Origin of the sequence: Cellulomonas soli, assembly GCF_013409305.1 — a bacterium.
Taxonomy (GTDB): domain Bacteria; phylum Actinomycetota; class Actinomycetes; order Actinomycetales; family Cellulomonadaceae; genus Cellulomonas; species Cellulomonas soli.
In genome coordinates, this window is the sequence record NZ_JACBZJ010000001.1 from 3,663,667 (window position 1) to 3,684,904 (window position 21,238).

Here is a 21,238-nt window from a genome sequence, read left to right on the forward strand (position 1 = left end):
ACAGGAAGTACAGCTGTGAGCAGTGTGACCCGCGCTCGTCGCCAGGTGCGCCTTTCCCGCGCCCTCGGCCTCGCGCTGACGCCCAAGGCCGTCAAGCACTTCGAGAAGCGCCCCTACCCGCCCGGCGAGCACGGTCGTGCCCGTCGTCGCACCGAGTCGGACTACGCCGTCCGTCTGCGCGAGAAGCAGCGTCTGCGCGCCCAGTACGCGCTGCGCGAGAAGCAGCTCGCCCGTGCGTACGAGGACGCCCGCAAGGCCCCGGGTCTGACCGGTGAGGCGCTCGTCGAGGACCTCGAGACCCGTCTGGACGCGCTCGTGCTGCGTTCCGGCTTCGCCCGCACGATCCTGCAGGCGCGCCAGGTCGTGGTGCACCGCCACATCCTCGTCGACGGCAAGATCGTCGACCGTCCGTCCTTCCGCGTGAAGGAGGGCCAGACCCTGCAGATCAAGCCCAAGTCGCAGACGACCGTGCCGTTCCAGGTCGCGGCCGCCGGTGCCCACCGCGACGTGCTCCCGGCCGTCCCGGGCTACCTCGACGTGCAGCTCGAGAAGCTGTCCGCCGTGCTGGTCCGTCGCCCGAAGCGCGCCGAGGTCCCGGTGACCTGCGAGGTCCAGCTGGTCGTCGAGTTCTACGCTCGCTGATCTGACCTCCGGGGGCTCGCCCCAGGTTCGTCGAACGCCCCGTGCTGCGCCCCGGCGCACGCGGGGCGTTCGTGCGCCCGGGAGTCGACGGGGGTCCGGGCGGGGGGCATGCGGTCGGGCGCCACGCGCGGCCGGAGCGTCGTCCCGCTCACCCTCCGGGTAGGGTTTCCACGCGGGTCGGACCGGCCCGAGCACGATTCGTCGGGTAGCTGTCGAGGGAGGGGCGCTGCATGTCGCTCGGTGACGTCGCAGGCATGATCTCGGCCGTCGCGTTCGTGGCGCTCGTCGGGTTCCTGGCGCTGCCGCTCGTGAAGCTCGGCAAGGTGTTCGACGAGACGCGGGTCTCGGTGAAGGAGCTGACGGACCACACGGTCCCCGTGCTGGACGAGACCGCCGCGGTCGTGGCGTCGACCGGCACGCAGCTCGACAAGGTCGACACCGTGACGACGGCGGCCGCGCAGGTCTCGGAGAACGTGTCGGCGCTGACCTCCCTGTTCGCCGCGACCGTGGGCTCGCCCCTGATCAAGGTCGCCGCGTTCTCCTACGGCGTGCGGCGCGCGCTGGCCACCGCGGCGGCGGGCGCGCGCGGGGCTCGGAAGCGCTGATGCGACGGCTGCTGTGGGTCGGTGTCGGCGTCGCGCTGACGGTGCTCGTCATCCGCAAGGGGCGCGCGCTCGTCGACGAGCACCTGCCGGCGGGGACGACCGACGCCGTGGAGGGTGCCGTCCGGCTCACCCGTGTGGCGCGGACCACCCGCGAGGCGTTCACGGCGGGGATGGCCGAGCGTGAGCAGCAGCTGCGACACGACCTGTACGGCGACGTCGACCTCGACGAGCTGCGTGAGCGGCGCGACGCCCGTCGACGACCACCGGCCGCCGACCGCAGACGATCCGCGGCGGTGCCCCCCGCCTGGGCCGAGCACCCCGTCGAGGACCCGGACGACGACGACGGCTACACGTTCTTCTGACCCACCCGGGGTCCCTCGCGGGACTCCTTCCTCCGTGGCGGAACAGCACGGCCACCGCCGTCGCTGCACCTCCTGAGGCCACCACCGGCACCACCACACGAACGACGAGGACGACATGCGTACCGCCGAGATCCGTCAGCGCTGGCTCGACTACTTCGAGGGCCGCGGGCACACCGTGGTGCCGTCGGCCCCGCTCATCTCGCCCGACCCGTCGACGCTGTTCGTGATCGCCGGCATGGTGCCGTTCATCCCGTACATGCTGGGGGAGCAGACGGCTCCGTGGCCGCGTGCCACGAGCGTGCAGAAGTGTGTGCGGACCCTCGACATCGAAGAGGTCGGCAAGACGACCCGGCACGGGACGTTCTTCCAGATGAACGGGAACTTCTCGTTCGGCGACTACTTCAAGGAGGGGGCGATCACCTACGCCTGGGAGCTCATCACGAGCCCGCCGAGCGCCGGTGGCTACGGCTTCGACCCCGACACGATCTGGGTGACGGTCTTCCACGACGACGACGAGGCCGTCGCGCTGTGGAAGCGGATCGCCGGTCTGCCCGACGAGCGCATCCAGCGCCGCGGCATGAAGGACAACTTCTGGTCGACCGGTGCTCGGGGCCCGGCCGGTCCCTGCTCGGAGATCTACGTGGACCGCGGCCCGCAGTACGGGGCCGAGGGCGGCCCGGTCGTGGACGAGGACCGTTACCTGGAGATCTGGAACCTGGTCTTCATGCAGTACGAGCGCGGCGACGGGGGCGGCAAGGAGGACTTCCCGATCCTCGGCGAGCTCAAGCAGAAGAACATCGACACCGGCATGGGCCTCGAGCGCGTGGCCTACCTGCTGCAGGGCGTCGACAACATGTACGAGATCGACGAGGTCTTCCCGGTCATCGGTGCCGCGCAGGAGCTGTCGGGCCGTCGCTACGGCGCGAACCACGAGGACGACGTGCGCATGCGGGTCGTCGCCGACCACGTGCGGTCCGGGCTGATGCTCATGGGCGACGGTGTGACGCCGTCGAACGAGGGCCGTGGCTACGTGCTGCGTCGCCTGCTGCGCCGCTCGGTGCGGGCCATGCGCCTGCTTGGGGTGGAGGACCTGGCCCTGCCTTCCCTCCTGCCTGTGAGCAAGGACGCGATGGCGGCGTCCTACCCGGAGCTGGCGCGCGACTTCGAGCGGATCAGCCAGGTCGCGTACGCCGAAGAAGACACGTTCCGCCGCACGCTGGCCGCCGGGACGACGATCCTCGACACGGCGGTGCGCACGGTGAAGCAGGAGGCCGTCGCGGCCCCCGTGCTGTCGGGCGAGCAGGCGTTCGCGCTGCACGACACGTACGGCTTCCCGATCGACCTGACCCTCGAGATGGCCGCCGAGCAGGGCGTGTCCGTCGACGAGAAGGCGTTCCGCGACCTCATGCAGGCGCAGCGTGAGCGGGCGCGCGCCGACGCGCTGGCCAAGCGGGCAGGCCGGGCCGACACGCAGGCGTACCAGGAGCTGCACCAGACGCTCTCGGAGGAGACCGCCAAGCCGGTGACGTTCGTCGGCTACACCGACGCCTCCGCGCGCAGCCGGGTCGTCGGGCTGCTCGTCGACGGTGTGCCGGCACCGGCCGCGACCGCCCCGGCGGACGTCGAGGTCGTGCTGGACGTCACGCCGTTCTACGCCGAGATGGGTGGCCAGCTGGCCGACACCGGCACGATCGTGCTCGACGGTGGTGCCCGCATCGAGGTCGACGACGTGCAGGCGCCGGTCAAGGGTCTGTCCGTGCACCACGGTCGCCTGGTCGACGGCACGGTCACCTTCGGCGAGCCGGGCACGGCCACGATCGACATCGTGCGCCGCCGCGCGATCGCCCGGGCGCACACCGCCACGCACATGGTGCACAAGGCCCTGCAGGAGTCGCTCGGGTCGACCGCGACGCAGGCCGGGTCGGAGAACGCCCCGAGCCGCATCCGGTTCGACTTCCGGTCCGGGCAGGCCGTGCCGCAGGGCGTGCTCGGCGAGATCGAGGAGCGCGTCAACGTGCGCCTGCAGGACGACCTGGAGGTCACCGACCAGGTCATGCCGATCGCCGAGGCGCGCGCCCTGGGCGCGATGGCCCTGTTCGGCGAGAAGTACGGCAACGAGGTCCGGGTCGTCTCGATCGGCGGCGACTGGTCGCGCGAGCTGTGCGCGGGCACGCACGTGCAGCGTTCGGGCGAGCTGGGCCTGGTGACGCTGCTCGGCGAGTCGTCGATCGGCTCGGGCGTGCGGCGCGTCGACGCGCTCGTCGGGGACGGCGCGTACGGGTTCCAGGCCAAGGAGCGCGCGCTCGTCGGGCAGCTGTCCGGCCTGCTCGGGGCGCGCCCCGACGAGCTCGCCGACCGCGTGTCGTCGCTGCTCACGCGGCTGAAGGACTCCGAGAAGGAGCTCGCCGGGCTTCACCAGGCACGGCTCCTCGCCGCGGCGGGTTCGCTCGCCGACGGTGCCCGCACGGTCGGCGACGTCCGCGTGGTCGCTCACGACGCCGGTGAGGTCGCCGCCGCCGACGACGTGCGCTCGCTCGTGCTCGACGTGCGCAACAGGTTGGGGGAGTCCGCTCCGGCGGTCGTCGCGATCGGTGGCACGAGCAAGGGCCGTCCGGTCGTCGTCGTGGCGACCAACGCCGCGGCGCGCGAGAAGGGTGTGCGTGCCGGTGCGCTGGTGCGGACCGCTTCGGGCGTGCTCGGTGGCGGTGGCGGCGGCAAGGACGACCTGGCCCAGGGCGGTGGCACGGACCCGTCGCGCCTCGGCGAGGCCCTCGAGGCCGTCGTGAACGGCGTGGGCGTCTGAGGTGGGGGTGACGACGCCGCGGGACCACGTCGCGGACCGGGACGAGGAGGTCACGCGCGGGTCGCGACTGGCCGTCGACGTCGGCACGGTCCGCGTCGGGCTGGCCGCCAGCGACCCCGACGGGCTCGTCGCGACCCCGGTCGAGACGTTGGCGCGCGTGAAGGCGTCGAACGCCCGACCGGTGCCGAGCGATGTGCTCCGGATCGTGGACGAGGTGCACGAACGAGGTGCAGCCCTCGTGTACGTCGGGCTCCCGCGGCACCTCTCGGGGGCCGAAGGGGCCTCCTCGGCGGGTGCGCGCGCGTACGCTGTGCTCCTGGCGCAGGCTGTCGCACCCGTCCCGGTGCGTCTGGTCGACGAGCGGATGAGCACGGTGTCCGCCCATCAGGCGCTGTACGCGTCCGGCAGGTCCGGACGTCGCCACCGGCAGGTCGTCGACCAGGCGGCCGCGGTGGTGATCCTGCAGTCCGCGCTGGATGCGGAGCGTGCGTCGGGGCGTCGTCCCGGCGAGCGGGTCGATGTCGATCCGCAGCACGCCCGCCCGGTGCGCGGGGGGGCTGCGGGTGCCCGCACGCACGACGGCACGCACGACGCTGGAGAGACTTCGACGTGACGAACGGCAACACCCCCCGCTGGGCCACCACGCAGCAGCGACCGGAGAACTTGCACGAGCTCTTCGGTGGCGACCCTGCGGCGTCGGCACCTGCGCCCGTGGAGTCCCGCCGGGCGCGCAACCGTGGTGCCGCGCGCAAGGCGCGTGAGCGCAAGCAGCGCCGGCGTCGCTCGGTCCTCGTGCTGCTTCTCGTCCTCGTGCTGCTCGGCGGCGCCGGGTACGTGGGTGTGGCGGTGCTCGGGATCGACTTCGACCTCGGTGGCGGCGGTTCGTCCTCGTCGGTCGAGGACTACCCGGGTCCGGGTCACCCCTCCGCGCAGGTGACCATCCCCGCCGGGGCGACGGGTGCCGACATGGGCGCGGTGCTCGTCGAGGCGGGTGTCGTGGCGACCCAGAAGGCGTTCACGAAGGCGTTCGCCGCGAACCCGGACGCCGCCTCGATCCAGCCCGGCACGTACAACATGCTGCTGGAGATGAAGGCGTCCGACGCGGTCGTGGCGCTGCTCGACCCGGCGAGCCGGGCGACGATGAAGCTCACGATCGCGGAGGGGCTGACCGCCGCGCAGATCTCCGCGAAGATCACCGAGATCACGCTGATCCCGGCGGAGGAGGTCTCTGCGGCACTGGCGGACCCGACGCAGTTCGGGTTGCCGGCCGAGGCCGGCGGGCACGTCGAGGGCTGGCTGTTCCCGTCCACATACGACGTCGAGCCGGATGCCACCGCGGTCAGCATCCTGCAGCAGATGGTGGCCAAGACGGTCGAGGTGCTGAACTCCAAGGGCGTCACGAACGACCAGTGGGAGACCGTGCTGATCAAGGCGTCCCTCATCGAACGTGAGGCCAAGCGCGACGAAGACCGCCCGATCATGGCGCGGGCCATCGAGAACCGTCTCGACAGGGAGATGACGCTGGGCATCGACGCGGCGGTCGCCTACGGAGCTGGTATCTCAGGGACCGAGTTGACGACGGACATCCTCAACGACACGTCGAACCCGTACAACCTGCGCAAGCTCCTGGGGCTTCCGCCTACTCCGATCGCGTCGCCCGGCGAGAAGTCGATCGATGCGGTCTTGTCACCCGCGGACGGCGATTGGCTCTTCTGGTGCACCGTCAACCTCGACACTGGTGAGACGAAGTTCGCGACGACTCTGGCTGAGCACAACGAGAACGTGGCGGAGATGGACGCCTGGATCGCCGCTAACGGAGGCTGATGGTGGTCTCCGGACCGGTGAAGCGTGCCGCGGTGCTCGGGCACCCGATCGCGCACTCGTTGTCGCCCGTGCTGCACCGGGCCGCCTACGCGGCGCTCGGGCTGGACGGGTGGCGGTACGAGGCGATCGACGTCACCGAGGAGCAGCTCCCGGCGTTCGTGCGGGGGCTTGACTCCTCGTGGGCGGGGTTGAGCCTCACGATGCCGCTCAAGCAGACGGTGATCGGCCTGCTCGACCACGTCGAGCCGTTGGCCGAGGTGGTCGGGGCGGTCAACACGGTCCTCGTGCAGGCCGGCGGTTCGTCGCCGGTGCTGACCGGGGCGAACACCGACGTGCACGGCCTGGTGGCGGCGCTGGGCGAGGGGTTGGGGTCCACGGCGCCGGTCGCCGGCCGCACGGCTGCGGTGATCGGTGCCGGTGCCACGGCGGCCTCGACCTTGGCGGCGCTCGCGCAGCTGGGGTGCGCGTCACCGGTGGTGCACGTGCGGGCGGTCGCACGTTCGGGTGCGCTGCTGAGGGCGGCGCACCGGATGGGGGTCGAGCCGGTCGTGCGCACCTTCGAGACGGCTGCGGCGACGATGGTCCGCGCGGACCTGGTCGTGTGCACGCTCCCGCCGCACGCGGCCGACGCGCTGGCGGTTGAGCTGACCGCGGCGGGCACCCGGCCGGTCGGCGTGCTGCTCGACGTCGCCTACGACCCGCGGCCGACCGCGCTGCAGCTGGCCTGGACGGCCCTGGGCGGCACGGCGGTGCCGGGGGAGCGGATGCTCCTGCACCAGGCGGTCGAGCAGGTCCGGCTCATGACCGGACGCCCCGGACCCGTCGAGGCGATGTCCGCGGCGCTCGAGTCGAGCCTGCCGGGGACCGTTCAGGACTGATCGGGACGACCCGGACGTCACCCGGTCGAATCGCCCAGACCCCTCAGGACCAGGCCCTCACCTGCCGATGCTCCCCTCGACCCGTCCGTCGGGTCGCTGATCGGGAGGAGTGCACGCGTGAAGCAGCTCGGGGAGATCCTGCTCGAGGAAGGTCTCGTCACGGAGGGCCAGCTGCTGGCTGCCCTCGATGAGACCGTGGCGGGCGGATCGTCGCTCGGACGCACGCTCGTGGAGCTCGGCGTGCTCACCGAGGGGCAGCTCGTCAAGGCGCTCGCCGCGCAGGTCGGCATGGACTTCGTCGACCTCGACGAGTTCGCGGTCGATCGTGCGGCGGTGTCGATGGTGCCGGGCGCCCTGTGCCGGAGGTACACGGTCCTGCCGGTCGCGCTCGAGGGCGGTTCGCTCGTGCTCGCGACCGCCGACCCGGGCAACGTGGTGGCGGTCGACGACGTGCGCAGCATGTCGGGCATGTCGGTGATCTCGGTCGTCGCGACGTACGACAACCTGCTGCGCGCGATCGACCGGTTCTGTCGTGCGGACGACGAGATGGAGGATCTGTCCTCGGCGTTCGAGGACGAGGCGGCTCCGGCGGACACGGACCTGTCGAAGATGGGGGAGTTCGTCGACGACGACGCCCCGATCGTGCGGTACGTGAACCTGCTGGTCACGCAGGCGATCACCGACCGCGCCTCGGACATCCACATCGAGCCGACCGAGCACGACCTGCGGGTCCGCTACCGGATCGACGGCGTGCTGCACGAGACGCAGCGTTCGCCCAAGCAGATCCAGGGCGGCGTGATCAGCCGGGTGAAGATCATGAGCGACATCGACATCGCCGAGAAGCGCAAGCCGCAGGACGGTCGCATGTCGGTGGTGCACAACGGCCGCAAGATCGACCTGCGTGTGGCGACGCTGCCGACGGTGTGGGGCGAGAAGATCGTCATGCGAATCCTCGACAACTCCACCGCGAGCCTGGACCTGCGCGACCTGTCGTTCCTCGACCACAACTACGAGACGTACCGCGAGGCGTACACCAAGCCGTACGGGATGATCCTGGTCACCGGGCCGACCGGGTCGGGCAAGTCGACGACGCTGTACGCGACGCTCAATGCCGTCTCGAAGCCCGAGATCAACGTCATCACGGTCGAGGACCCGGTCGAGTACCGGCTGGCCGGGATCAACCAGGTCCAGGTGAACCCGAAGGCGGGCCTGACGTTCGCGGGCGCGCTGCGCTCGATCCTGCGGTCCGACCCCGACGTGGTGCTCCTCGGTGAGATCCGTGACCACGAGACGGCGCAGATCGCGATCGAGGCGGCCCTCACCGGTCACCTCGTGCTCTCGACGCTGCACACGAACGACGCACCCTCGGCGATCACGCGGTTGACCGAGATGGGCATCGAACCGTTCCTCGTGGGCTCGGCGCTCGATGCGGTGGTCGCGCAGCGGCTCGCGCGGCGGCTCTGCTCGAAGTGCAAGCAGCCGTACGTGCCGACCGAGACCGAGATGCTCGCCGCACGGTTCCCGTGGATGCCGGGTGAGGAGATCCCCGAGCTGTACCGGGCGAACGGGTGCGTGGCGTGCTCGAAGACCGGGTACAAGGGCCGGCTCGCCCTGCACGAGGTCATGCGGGTCACCGAGGACATCGAGCGGCACGCGGTCGCGCACTCCTCGAGCGCGGACATCCAGGCGACCGCCGTCAAGCAGGGCATGGTCCCGCTGCGCGACGACGGGTGGCACAAGGTGGCGCTCGGGCAGACGTCCATCGAGGAGATCCTGCGCGTGGTCGCGTGAGCGACACCTCAAGTCGGGCGGGTGTCCGGCCGATGAGTGTGCAGAGCACCAGGTACGGGCGCGCCCGGCCTCCGGCCGGCCCGTCGGGCCGCCGGGTGAGCACGTGGAGGGAATGACGTGAGCGAGTCCTACCAGCACCCGACGGGCGAGCCGACGCGGCCGCTGCCGCCGTACCGCGCTGCCGGACCCCAGGTGGGCCCGGGTGCTCCGCCGGTCGCGGGCCAGACCGTGTTCTCGCCGATGCCCTCGCAGAGCCAGGTGCCGAACCCGCAGCAGCCCGTGGCCCAGCAGCCCGTCGGACCGCAGCACCAGCCTCCGCGGCAGCACCAGGCCCCGACGCAGCCTCAGGGGCAGCCGGCGTTCCAGGCGCAGCCGCAGTACCAGGCTCAGCAGCCGCCGGCACCGCAGCAGCCTGCGTACGGTGCGGGTCTGCCGGGTGGGCCGTCACCGGTCTACCAGCCTGCGCCCGCCGCGCCTCCGGCACCTCCCGCGCCGCCCGCCCCGGCTGGTCCGCCGCAGCAGACCGTGCCGCAGCAGACCGTGCCGCAGCCGTCGGTGCCGCAGCCGTCCGACGCGCCGCGCGGTGCGAGCCGGCCGGGGCGGATCGGTCTCGGGCAGGATGCCGAGGCGTCCGACCTGCCGATCGACGCCGTGCTCACCGAGATGGTGCGACTGGGTGCCTCGGACGTGCACCTGACGTCGGGCGCGCCGCCGATGGTCCGGATCTCCGGCTCGCTTCGTCCGCTCGACGGTTTCGGGCCGATGCTTCCCGAGCCGCTGCGCCGCACGCTGTTCGGGATCCTCACGCAGAAGCAGCGCGAGACGTTCGAGGCGAACCTCGAGCTGGACCTCTCGTACGCCGTGCGTGGCCTGGCGCGGTTCCGCGTGAACATCTACCAGCAGCGTGAGTCGATCGGTGCGGCGTTCCGTGTGATCCCGTACGAGATCAAGCCGCTCGAGGAGCTCGGGGTCCCGCCGGTCGTCGGCACGTTCGCCGGCCTGCCGCGTGGTCTGGTGCTCGTCACCGGGCCGACCGGTTCGGGCAAGTCGACGACGCTCGCCGCGATCGTCGACCTCGCGAACCGCACGCGCGAGGACCACATCATGACGGTCGAGGACCCGATCGAGTTCTTGCACCGGCACAAGAAGTCGATCATCAACCAGCGTGAGGTCGGCGCGGACACGCACTCGTTCGCCAACGCGCTCAAGCACGTGCTGCGGCAGGACCCGGACATCATCCTGGTCGGCGAGATGCGTGACCTGGAGACCATCTCGGTGGCTCTGACCGCCGCTGAGACCGGTCACCTTGTGTTCGCGACGCTGCACACCCAGGACGCCGCGCAGACGATCGACCGCGTGATCGACGTCTTCCCGGCGCACCAGCAGTCGCAGGTGCGCACGCAGCTGGCGGGCGCGCTGCAGGGCGTCATCTGCCAGACCCTGTGCAAGAGGTCGGACACGCCGGGGCGCGCGGTCGCGACCGAGGTGCTCATCGCGACGCCGGCCATCCGCAACCTCATCCGTGAGGGCAAGACGCACCAGATCTACTCGTCCATGCAGGCGGGCGCCCAGCAGGGCATGCACACGATGGACCAGCACCTGGCGGACCTGGTGAAGACCGGGAAGATCTCGTACGAGGTCGGCCTGGAGAAGTGCCATCACGTCGAGGACTTCAACCGACTGACGGGCCGGTTCTCCGGCACGTCCCAGGGCGCCGCGGCGATGGCTGCCGGCGCGGGCTTCGGAGGGCAGGCGTTCTGATGGCGACCGCGGCAAAGACGTACGAGTACGCGGTCCGGGACCGCGCCGGCAAGCTCGTCAAGGGACGGGTCGAGGCACCGAACCAGGCGGCGGTCGCGAACCGGCTCCGCGAGATGGGCCTGGCTGCGGTCTCGATCTCCGAGGTCAGCACGGGCGGCCTCAACGCGGAGATCAAGATCCCGGGGTTCTCGGACAAGATCACGCTCAAGGACCTGGCGATCATGGCCCGGCAGCTGGCGACCATGATCGACTCCGGCCTGTCGTTGCTGCGGGCGCTGGCGATCCTCGCCGACCAGACCGAGTCCAAGCCGCTGGCCAAGGTGCTCGGTCAGGTGCGCAACGACGTCGAGGTCGGCGTCTCGTTCTCGGCGGCGCTGCAGAAGCACACCGCCGTGTTCCCGCCCCTGATGATCAACATGGTCAAGGCCGGTGAGGTCGGCGGGTTCCTCGACGAGGTGCTCGTCTCGGTGGCGAACAACTTCGAGGCCGAGGTGAAGCTGCGCGGCAAGATCAAGTCCGCGATGACCTATCCGGTGGTCGTCTTCGTGATCGCGATCGTGGCCACGATCGGCATGCTGCTGTTCATCGTTCCGGTCTTCGCCGGGATGTTCACGAACCTGGGCGGCGAGCTGCCGTTGCCGACGAAGATCCTCATGATGTGCGCTGCGTTCGTGAAGTGGACCATCATCCCGACGATCATCGGATTCGCGGTCTTCTCGGTCTGGTGGGGAAAGCACAAGAACGACCGTGGAATTCGCGAACGGGTCGACCCGCTCAAGCTCAAGATGCCCGTCTTCGGCAAGCTGTTCCAGAAGATCGCCGTGGCACGGTTCACCCGCAACTTCGGCACGATGATCCATTCCGGTGTCCCGCTGCTGCAGGCCCTGGACATCGTGGGGGAGACGAGCGGAAACCTGGTGATCGAACGGGCCGCGAAGGCCGTGCAGGAGTCGGTGCGACGGGGTGAGTCCCTGGCCGGCCCGTTGTCGCAGCACCCGGTGTTCCCGCCGATGGTGGTGCAGATGATGGCCGTCGGTGAGGACACGGGCGCCCTGGACACCATGCTCGGCAAGGTCGCGGACTTCTACGACCAGGAGGTCGAGGCCACCACCGAGCAGCTCACCAGCCTCATCGAGCCCCTCATGATCGTCGTCATCGGCGCCATCATCGGCACGATGGTGATCGCCATGTACATGCCGATCTTCGGGGTCTTCGACCTCATCCAGTAGGCCGTACGCGGTATCGGTAGGCCGTTCGGGTGATTGTCCGGATGTCCGAATCCTCCTCTCAAGCACGGGCTCCCGGCGGTCGATGAGAGGGATGCAGGACTCGAACCGGCCCCGCCGGACTGTTGTTGACATCGACCGCACGACACCCTCCAGGAGCAGACGTGATCGCTCGTATCCGCAAGTCCATGAACGAGAAGGACCAGGGCTTCACCCTGATCGAGCTCCTCGTCGTCATGATCATCATCGGGATCCTCGCCGCGATCGCGATCCCGGTGTTCCTGAACCAGCGCAAGAAGGCTCAGGACACGGCGGCCGTGGCTGACGTCTCGACCCTGGGCAAGGAGATCGCGACCTACTACGTGGACGCGACGACCAACCTTATTGCGACCGACGTCGCGATCGCGTCCAACCGCTACACGATCAAGTACGGGACGGCCACCAACGACATCGGCGCTGTGAGCAACGGCATCGACTCCGTGACGCTCAAGCCGGGCACCGACGACATCGCCGAGCAGACCTGGTGCGTGCAGGTCGCCTACAGCGACGGGACGCACCCCGCGGTCTCGTACTCGGCCAAGAACGGGCTGAACCGGACCTCCGGCTGCCCGTGAGCTTGAGCACGTGACGGTGGGGCGGGCGGGGGGACCCGCCCGCCCCACCGTGCTTTCGTAGGCCCGACCCACACCCCCCGACACGAGGAGCGAGCAGTGAAGATCCGCACGCACGAGCAGAGCGCCACCAGGCGGCCGCTCGACGCCGGCTTCACGCTCATCGAGATCGTCATCGCGATGGTCATCCTCGGCGCGATGGCGGCCGCCGTCATCGGGATCATCCTGCAGACGCAGTCCCTCGGCGTCAGCAACCGCAGCCGCGTCGCCGCTGCCAACCTGGCCTCCCGCGAGATCGACATGGTCCGCCAGGAGTTCGGGTCGACCAAGAACGGCCCGCTGAACCTGGCCAACGCCGGCCTGGTGACCAACCCGCACCAGCTCGCCGGCGGGACCACGGGCTCGCCCCTGGTGGTCGATGGCACGCCGTACACCGTGACGCGCAGCGCGCAGTGGGACATCACCGGCACCGGTGGCTCGGCGTGCGAGGGCGGCTCGCTCGTGCAGTACCCGAAGCTCGCGGTGACCGTCTCGGTGACCTGGCCGAACATGGGCTCGGTCCAGCCGGTCGTGCAGACCGCGGGCCTCGCGCCCGACAAGAGCAGGGGCGTCCCGAGCGGAGCCTCGTTCATCGCCGCTTCCGTGGTCGACCAGAGCGCCACGCCGCTCATCGGTGTCGCGGTGACGACCGCGAGCGGCGGTTCGAGCACGACGGGCTACACCGACGCGACCGGCTGCGCCGTGATCCAGGTGACGCCGGACGCGACGGCGGGCACCACCTACACCGTCCAGGTAGCCGACACGGGCTACGTGGACATGTCCGGTGCGACGAACCCCAGCAAGTCCACCGGTGTGCTCACCAAGGGCACCCTCTACTCCGGTGCCAGCTTCACGGTCGCCCACCCCGGGACCATCAACATCCACCTCGTGCGGGCCGACGGGCAGCCCCTGTCGAACGCCCAGGTCGCCGGCGCGACGATCTCGCTGGTGGCCTCCGAGTACACCGGCGCCAGCGGCACCACGACCCGGACGGTCACGGGTGTCACCACCGCGATCGGCGGTCTGTGGCCCACGGACTACGGGGCCTACTTCGGTACCACGCCGCCCGCCGGAGGCTTCAGCAAGACGACCCTCGCACCCGGGGGGACGTTCACGTTCGACGTCACGTTCGAGATGGCGTCTGCGACCGTCACGAACCTGCCCGCGGGCACCTCCTCGATCGTCGCGGTCGCCGCCGGCACCTCGACGACCTGTGCCGCCGGTCAGGGCGTGACCCTGGCGGCCGGGGCGCCGACGGCGAGCATCTCGCTGCTGCCCGGCTCGTACGACCTGTACGCCAGCGGCCTGGGATTCAGCTGCTCGGCCGGCCCGACCGCTGTCAGCCTCGCCGCCGGCGGGAACGACGACGTGCCCTGGGGCACGACGACGCTGCAGCTCACCTCGGTGCCTGCCGGCGGAACGGTGTGGGCCCTCAACCGGGCCGCCTCGGGCGTGAGCTCGCTGAGCACGTGCCCCGGTGCCTCCGGTGCGGGCGCCGTGAACATCGACGGCGCGCGCTCGGGTGCCGTGGCGCTGCCGGCCGGTACCTGGTTCGTCTACCAGACCAATGGCGCAGCCACCGGTACGTGCACGAGCTACCCGGACCTCATCAGCCCTGTGACTGCCGCGTACGGCCTGGCGAACACCCGCGTCTGGACGGCGACGCCGTCGACGACCACTCTGACGCTGAAGCAGATCCCGAAGACCCGCTACTTCGTGGTGAGCTCGTCGGCCGCCCCCACGTGCACGAAGACGAGCGTGTCGCCGTCCACGGCACAGGCAGGTCCGACTGCCTCGAACAACGCCCTTCTGTCCGTGACGGTCGATCGACCGATCAGTGGCACCACGAAGTTCTACGCATTCGTCTGGGACAAGGGCGCCGGCACATGCACCTCTTCGGGCAGGTTCGACGTGGGGCCGGCCACGGCACCGCTGGACAAGAACGCGGGCAGCGCGACCACGGTGGGACCGTGACGCGCCGACCGCTCCGGAGGCACGACGAGGGCATGTCGCTGCCCGAGCTGCTGGTCTCGATGATCCTGCTGGGCGTCGTGCTGATCGCGGTGACCTCGTTGTCGATCGGCTTCATGCGGACGAATCAGCAGAGCATCAACCGGCAGGAGCAGATCGACTCGGCGCGCACGGCCACCGAGCGGATGGCCAAGACGCTGCGCACCGCGATCATGCCCAGCCAGCTGACGGCCTCGTGCACCGGTGCCTGCGCGGTCGACGCCTTCGTCGTCGGCCAGGACTTCACCGTGCAGTTCTACGCCAACCTCGAGAACCCGGGGAACACGGTCGGCCCGAGCAAGGTGACCTACACCGTGGTCACCGGTGCGGACGGTGTGCGGAGCCTGGTGGAGAAGGTTCAGGTGCCCGACTCGGCGACGCCGACCGAGGCCGGCTATGTGTACTGCAACGCGGAAGCTGCCGGTGCCACGCCCGAGTGCCGCGCCCACCTGAGCACGCGAACCCTGGCGAAGGGCGTGCAGATCACGGCGCCGCTGTTCAACTACTACTCCGCCGCCTCGAGCACCCCGCTCTCGCCCGCCGCGAGCGGCGGCAGCCTCACGGTGGCGAGCCTGTCGAAGGTGCTCGCGATCGAGCTGCACGTGACGGTCCAGCTGCCCTCCTCGGTGCAGGCGGGGCCGACCACATACATCCAGAGGATCACCTTGCCGAACGCGCAGGCGGTCCTCCCGTCGACGGAAGTGGTGCCATGATGCCCGGCTCGGGGATTCTGCGCAGGCTCCGCACCGCGGGTGACGAGGGTGTGGCCCTCGTGCTCGTGGTGGGATCCATGCTGATTCTGGCGATGCTCGCGTTCACCGCGCTGGCGTTCACCGTGGCGAGCCAGAAGTTCGCGCGGTACGACCAGGACTACACGAGCGCCATGGGTGCCGCCCAGAGCGGGGTCGACGACTACATCGCGCGGCTGAACCGGCTCGGCCTCTACTACAAGGACGTGGACTGCACGAATCTCGCCCTTCAGGGACCGATGGACGCAACCACGAACACCTGCGGATGGAGCGACAGCACCGAGGCGGGCTGGCTCCCGGTGGACCCGACGCGGACCGGCGAGCTCGACGCGTTCTACCACTACGCCGTCAACTCGAGCCTGGCCGAGAGCGGCGGTCCGATCACGCTCACCGTCACGGGCCGCGCGAACGGGGAGTACCGGAGCGTCGAGTCCGTCCTGCGCAAGGCGTCCTCGACCGACTACGTCTACTACACGGACTACGAGTCCGCGGACCCCGCCAACGTCCAGGCGTACCCAACGAGTAATCCGGCGTCCGCCCAGTGCGGCGGGAGCGTCCCCGCGGGGGTCACACCGCTGTACTGGTACAACAACCGGAAGGCGTACGGCTGCAAGGAGATCACGTTCGCCTCCGGCGACTACCTCGAGGGAACGGTCTTCAGCAACGACTCGGTCGCCGCCGCCGGTCCGACGTTCACCGACGGGTTCTTCACTGCCAACAAGGAGTGCGAGAACGTGACGGCGAGCACCGCCGTCAGCAACTGGAAGTGGTGCCTGCGCAACGACGGGGGAACCTACAGCACGGCGAACTTCAACTCGGTGCGGCCGCAGTACAAGGCGCCGTACTACCTCGCCGACACCTCAGCGGTGTTCGCGACGCTCCCCGGCTGCCGCTACTACGGGTCCACGCGCATCGTGTTCAACTCCAACGGCACGATGACGGTCTGGAACAAGAGCAACGGCGGACTCGGGCCGGTGGCGACCGGGCTGGGTTCGGGAGAGCCCTGCGGCAAGCTCTCCGATCTCACCGGCGCAGGTGCCACGGTGAACGTCCCGACGGGCTTGGTCGTCTACGTCAGTGCTGCACCGAGCTCCGTGCCCGCGCGCGAGTGCTACAGCGGGGAGATCGGCGGGCCCTTGGGCTCCGCGCTCCCGCTGGGGACCAAGACCGCGACCACGCCGAGCACGCCTACCGGCACCTCGGCCTCGTACACGTACGACACGAACATGACCGAGACCACCAAGTACTGCTCCGAGGGAAACGTGTACCTCGAAGGCGTGCTCAAGGGGCGACTGACCGTCGCAGCCGCTCAGTCGATCATCGTGACCGGCGACCTGGTCTACGCCGGCGGCCTGGAGTCGACGAGCAACGACATGCTCGGACTGGTCGCGACGAACAGCGTCGAGGCGTTCCACCCGTGGATGGGCACGTACAGCCCGGTGAAGGAAGCCAGCGGCTGCACCTCGGGGTGCACGTACAAGTGGTCCGCGTCGACCTCGGGCACCACGAACAGCTCGGTGTGGCCGAGGCAGTACAGCGACCCGACGGGCAAGACGTCGGTGTCCGGGCTGCAGATCATGGGTTCGATCCAGACGCTCAACCACTCGTTCTACGTGCAGAAGTACGCGGACGGCGCATCCTTGGGCACCCTGCAGGTGAACGGGTCGATCGCCCAGCGGTGGCGCGGCATCGTCGGCACGGGGTCCGGCTCGGTGTCGACGACCGGATACCTCAAGAAGTACGTGTACGACACCCGGCTGAAGAACGCCGCACCGCCGTACTTCCCGGCCTGGACGAACGCGCAGTGGTCCCAGCGCTACTTCGGTGAGGTCAACACCCCGGCTGAGGTGCGCGACTGAGGCGCCCTGCGCGCATGCGGTGACGTGGAGGGGTCCGCCGTCGGCGGGCCCCTCCAACTCTCATCGTCCTCTCATCGAGTCGCAGGTCAGACGTGCCGACAACCCTGGTGGTCGGGTGCTCAGGGGGCGCTCGCCTGAGCTCAGGGGGTGGCGGTGCGCCGGCTGCACGCACGTTGGGAGCGCGCCCATGGCGCGCAGGGTGAGGGCGGGTTCACGCTCGTCGAAGTGCTGCTCGCGATGTTCCTCATCGTGGCGATGATGGTCGTGACGATCGGCGTGCTGCTCTCGTCGTTGGTGACGATCGCGGTGGCGCGGCAGCGGCAGTCGGGTGCGGCGTTGGCGACGCAGTCGATCGAGTCGATGAGAGCGCTCCCATACTCGACCGTGACCGCCGGCAGCGCTGCCGGGTGCGACACGACGCTGGGGTTGGCCGCGACCACGGACAACGTGAGCGGGGCAGGGGCCAGCGCGGTGTTCAGCCCGTCCAGCACCGTGCTGGCCATCGCGCCCGAGACGCTCGTGGTCAACACGCAGTCGCCGTGCGCGTACACCACGACCGTCGACTCGACCACGTACACGGTGCGGCAGTACGTCACCCGGTCGGCGACCTCCGACGCGTTCGCGCTGACCGCCATCGCCACCTGGAAGAAGAAGAACGGCCAGGCAGGGACGTCCGTCGAGCGCACGGAGACGTTCTCGCCGGGCGGGTGCCTGCAGGACTCGCTGCACCCGTTCTCCGGTCCGTGCCAGGCCGCGTTCTCCGCCCGCGGCGGCACCGACGCGATGAGCGTGAGCGTGACACCCGTCGACGCCGCAGGCGTCCCGCAGGCGGCAGAGCCCTCGATCACGCTCGTCCTGCCGGCCGCCAGCAGCACGCTCGAGGTCGAGCAGTCCGTCGCACTGACCTCGACGGGTGTCGCCGCTGGGGGAGTGGACTCGACCGGGACGGCGAGCTCCTCACCCCAGGTGCTCACGGCAGGCTCGGACCCGACCTCCACGGTGCAGCAGACGTTCTCCGGCGTCGTGTCCGTGCCCGGCCGCAGCACGACGTCCGTGCTCGGAGCGACGACCCTGACAGCCGCGACCGGGACCACGACCGGGTCCCTGGGCGGCGCGGTGTCCGCCGGCAGCGGCGCCTGCCTGATGCCGACGGCAACGGGGGCGGCCGCCGCGGTCTCGACCGGACCCGCCGGTGCGCTGCGGCCGTGCGCCGTGGCCGGGCTCGTGCACGGGGGCCCGGCGACGCTGGCCCTGGGTGGTGCGCAGCTGTTCACGTCGGAGGGCGTACGGACGTCCGCCGGCGCCGCGCAGGTCTACAAGGGCACGAGCGCGGGGGTCTGCGGCGCCACCGCGCCAGGCTGCGCCCGCGCGAGCGCCGCCCGCTCGATCGGCACCGCGCGGTTCCTGCCCGGCGTCGCACCCGTAGGGCTCTGGCAGCTGACGGGCCTGACCGAATCCGCCGTCGCGGAGCGGGGCGCGACCACGCCGACCCCGACCCAGGCGCGCTCCGGCACGCTGCGGCTCTGGACGGGCGTCGCCTACACGGACGTCCCGCTCACGGGTCTGGACGCCACCTACGTCTGGGACTCGACCGGCACGGGCTTCCCGCCCGTCACGGCGGGCAGCGTCACCGTGACGGGCACGCTCGTCGTCACGACCGGCGGCAGCACGCTCGACGGAGCGTCCGACTGCGCCGACGAGGCATGCGTCGTCCAGGTCGACAGCGGGTCGATCAGCGGCCGCTTCACCGTGACGGACACCGCCGCCGGGCAGGCCTGGGCCGTGGACGTCCAGCTCGGCGGGGCCACCGCCGTCGCCGCGTACCAGGAGGCCCCCGTTGCGTGAGACCCGCGCCCCCCGCCCGCAGGACGACGCCGGGTACACCCTGACCGAGCTGCTCGTCGCGATGGGCGTCTTCTCCGTCGTCATCGCACTGGCGACCTCGGGACTCATCTCGCTGCTCACCACGACCCGAGGAGCCAGCGACCGCGCCGACGCGCAGGCGCAGATCCGGCTCGGCCTGGCCGACATCAGCAAGCAGATGCGCTCGGGGAACGTGCTCTTCAGCCCCAAGGACGAGCCGGGCTACGTGCCCTCGTGCCAGAGCGCCACGGACGGCTCGGACACCGGGACGTGCATGCGGATCTACACCCAGACCTTCGGCGCGGCGCGCTGCGTGCAGTGGCAGGTGCTGCAGGTCGACCCGGGCAGCGGGGGAGCACAGCTGCGCACCCGCAGCTGGTCCCTCGACTGGCAGACCACCAGCGACGTCAGCGACTGGCGGACCGTCGCCCGCGGGCTGAGCCTCGACGCCGCGCACCTGCCGTTCACCCTGCAGGGGGCCACCACCCCCTACGACCGCCGGCTCCTGCAGGTGACCCTGCTCGCCCACGACGAGGACAAGGACCGCGACGTGTCGATCGAGTCCTCGATCTCCGGACGCAACACCAGCTACGGCTACGACACCGGGCAGTGCGTCCCGGTCCCCGCGGAATGAGGACGTCGATGACGAGCCCGAGGACGACGGCGACGACGACGGGTGCGCTGCACCGGTGGCGCGAGCGGTACGCCGCGCAGGACCAGGACGCCGGCATCGCGATGGTGCTGGCCGTGGCGATCATCGTGTTCGCCACCCTCGCCGTCGCGACGCTCGTGACCGTGGCCATCGCGGAGAACGGCATGAGCGGCCGCGAGCGCCAGCGTGCCGTCTCGATCGCGAGCGCCGAGGGGCAGGTCGACCACCTGGTCTCCCGGATCCACTACGCGCCCCTGAGCACCCTGCAGGAGGGTGTCCTGTGCGGGGCGATCACCCCGTTCGTCACCGACGTCGGCCCTGACGAGCTGACGATCGACTCGCGGATCACGTTCTACGACGCCGCGGGTGCCGTCGTCGCCTGCTCCGCGGTGCGCACCGGTGCGGTCGAGGCGGCGACCGCCGCCGTCCGGGCGACGTCGACGTCGACGCCCGTGGCCCAGCAGGCCCCGGCGGTGCGCACGTTCGAGACGGTCGTGCGGCTCAAGCTGCAGACCGACCTCAACAAGGCCGTGTTCGGCAACTCCTCGGTCGTCATCAACAACAGCCTGACCGTGATCGCCGGTTCCGCCGGGAGTCAGAACGGTGACGTGTACTCCAACGGCAACCTCAGCTGCAAGGGGTACGTGTACGGCTCGATCTACTCGCAGGGCACCACCACGCTCGAGCACGACTGCCGGTACGTGGCCGGCAACGTGATGTCGGTCGGGAACGTGCTCGTGCAGCCCAACGACAAGACCGTCATGGGTGACATCACCTCCTCGGCGGGCAGCATCGCGCTCAACAACCTCGGCACGTCGAGCGGGCGGGTGCTCAACGGGAAGGCCCGGGCGTGGGGCACCGTGACGGGTGACGTGTGCTCCGCAGCCGCCGTCCTGGACAAGTGCCACGGCTACCAGGTCGTCGACGCGCCGCCCGGCGCGCCGTTCCCGCAGCTGCTCGGGGACTCCTCGTGGACGTCGCCGGTGTCCGCCGGCGGTGCCGGCTACACGCAGGTGACCTTCCCGAGCTGCGACGCCGGGTACGACCAGTCGGGCTCGCTCGCGCGGTGGCTCGTGACCCACGGGACGACGCTGACGGCCCCCGTGCTCATCCGGATGCCCGCGAGCTGCGTGGTGAACTTCTCGAACATGAGCGGGCACGAGATCGTGCTGGCGCAGGACGTGGCGATCTGGGCGGCGTCCGGGTTCTCGATCAACGGCCAGCCGACGTTCTCCGGGCTGTCCGGCTCGACGAAGAACCTCTACCTCATGCAGGACTACGCGACGCCGAGCTGCTCGCGGACGGGGATCGAGATCAACAACGGTCTGATCGCGAGGACGAACATCCGGGTGCTCATGTACACGCCGCACAAGTTCTACTCGCCGTCCGGAACGAGCATGATCAACGGGCAGATCTATGCCGGTTGTGCCGTCGAGATGAACAACAGCATGAATCTGACCTACGACAGCCTCCCGGTGTGGGGTGTGCAGAACAAGGACGCGCTGTCGTACAAGGTCGAGATCGTCGCCAAGCGAGAGACCGCATGACATAGTGGCGGGCGCC

17 protein-coding genes are annotated in these 21,238 nt (G+C 70.2%); all 17 read left to right on the top strand.

The window, feature by feature from the left end:
• Positions 1 to 15: 15 nt before the first annotated feature.
• The 17 genes from rpsD (at position 16) to BKA22_RS16770 (ending at position 21,222) form a co-directional block, all read left to right on the top strand.
• On the top strand, positions 16 to 642 hold the full coding sequence (gene rpsD / locus BKA22_RS16690) for a 30S ribosomal protein S4 (protein ID WP_146951853.1): 627 nt from the start codon (positions 16 to 18) through the stop codon (positions 640 to 642).
• 230 nt (positions 643 to 872) lie between these two features.
• Positions 873 to 1,247 (top strand): DUF948 domain-containing protein, encoded by a 375-nt coding sequence (locus BKA22_RS16695; protein WP_146951854.1) that lies wholly within the window; start codon positions 873 to 875, stop codon positions 1,245 to 1,247.
• Positions 1,247 to 1,609 carry a hypothetical protein gene (locus BKA22_RS16700; RefSeq protein WP_146951855.1) on the top strand — a complete coding sequence of 121 codons (363 nt, stop codon included), beginning with the start codon at positions 1,247 to 1,249 and terminating at the stop codon, positions 1,607 to 1,609. The genes BKA22_RS16695 and BKA22_RS16700 overlap by 1 nt, the downstream gene beginning before the upstream one ends.
• Before the next feature lie 115 nt (positions 1,610 to 1,724).
• Complete coding sequence (gene alaS / locus BKA22_RS16705; protein ID WP_146951856.1) at positions 1,725 to 4,412, top strand: alanine--tRNA ligase; 2,688 nt, start codon at positions 1,725 to 1,727, stop codon at positions 4,410 to 4,412.
• 7 nt (positions 4,413 to 4,419) lie between these two features.
• Positions 4,420 to 5,025: a Holliday junction resolvase RuvX gene (gene ruvX / locus BKA22_RS16710; RefSeq protein WP_146951857.1), complete on the top strand. Its 606-nt coding sequence runs from the start codon at positions 4,420 to 4,422 to the stop codon at positions 5,023 to 5,025.
• Entirely contained in the window at positions 5,022 to 6,236 is a 1,215-nt protein-coding gene (gene mltG / locus BKA22_RS16715; RefSeq protein WP_146951858.1) for an endolytic transglycosylase MltG, read from the top strand. Before ruvX ends, mltG begins: the two co-directional genes overlap by 4 nt.
• Entirely contained in the window at positions 6,236 to 7,114 is an 879-nt protein-coding gene (locus BKA22_RS16720) for a shikimate dehydrogenase (protein WP_146951859.1), read from the top strand. Before mltG ends, BKA22_RS16720 begins: the two co-directional genes overlap by 1 nt.
• Before the next feature lie 117 nt (positions 7,115 to 7,231).
• On the top strand, positions 7,232 to 8,905 hold the full coding sequence (locus BKA22_RS16725) for a GspE/PulE family protein (RefSeq protein WP_146951860.1): 1,674 nt from the start codon (positions 7,232 to 7,234) through the stop codon (positions 8,903 to 8,905).
• 117 nt (positions 8,906 to 9,022) lie between these two features.
• Positions 9,023 to 10,666, top strand: a complete 1,644-nt coding sequence (locus BKA22_RS16730; protein WP_307725874.1) for a type IV pilus twitching motility protein PilT — start codon at positions 9,023 to 9,025, stop codon at positions 10,664 to 10,666.
• The gene (locus tag BKA22_RS16735; RefSeq protein ID WP_146951861.1) at positions 10,666 to 11,895 is read left to right on the top strand and encodes a type II secretion system F family protein; all 1,230 of its coding nucleotides are present in this window, start codon (positions 10,666 to 10,668) and stop codon (positions 11,893 to 11,895) included. Before BKA22_RS16730 ends, BKA22_RS16735 begins: the two co-directional genes overlap by 1 nt.
• Positions 11,896 to 12,056: 161 nt before the next feature.
• On the top strand, positions 12,057 to 12,506 hold the full coding sequence (locus BKA22_RS19985; protein WP_223203438.1) for a type II secretion system protein: 450 nt from the start codon (positions 12,057 to 12,059) through the stop codon (positions 12,504 to 12,506).
• Positions 12,507 to 12,602: 96 nt separating this feature from the next.
• Positions 12,603 to 14,516 carry a type II secretion system protein gene (locus BKA22_RS16745; RefSeq protein ID WP_146951862.1) on the top strand — a complete coding sequence of 638 codons (1,914 nt, stop codon included), beginning with the start codon at positions 12,603 to 12,605 and terminating at the stop codon, positions 14,514 to 14,516.
• A complete protein-coding gene (locus BKA22_RS16750; RefSeq protein WP_146951863.1) occupies positions 14,513 to 15,265 on the top strand; it encodes a PilW family protein in 753 nt (250 codons plus the stop codon). Before BKA22_RS16745 ends, BKA22_RS16750 begins: the two co-directional genes overlap by 4 nt.
• A 77-nt stretch (positions 15,266 to 15,342) precedes the next feature.
• On the top strand, positions 15,343 to 17,160 hold the full coding sequence (locus BKA22_RS16755) for a hypothetical protein (RefSeq protein WP_223203439.1): 1,818 nt from the start codon (positions 15,343 to 15,345) through the stop codon (positions 17,158 to 17,160).
• Positions 17,161 to 17,313: 153 nt separating this feature from the next.
• Entirely contained in the window at positions 17,314 to 19,005 is a 1,692-nt protein-coding gene (locus BKA22_RS16760) for a hypothetical protein (protein ID WP_146951864.1), read from the top strand.
• On the top strand, positions 18,998 to 19,657 hold the full coding sequence (locus BKA22_RS16765) for a PulJ/GspJ family protein (protein WP_223203440.1): 660 nt from the start codon (positions 18,998 to 19,000) through the stop codon (positions 19,655 to 19,657). The genes BKA22_RS16760 and BKA22_RS16765 overlap by 8 nt, the downstream gene beginning before the upstream one ends.
• A gap of 8 nt (positions 19,658 to 19,665) precedes the next feature.
• Positions 19,666 to 21,222, top strand: a complete 1,557-nt coding sequence (locus BKA22_RS16770) for a hypothetical protein (protein ID WP_146951865.1) — start codon at positions 19,666 to 19,668, stop codon at positions 21,220 to 21,222.
• Positions 21,223 to 21,238 lie beyond the last annotated feature (16 nt).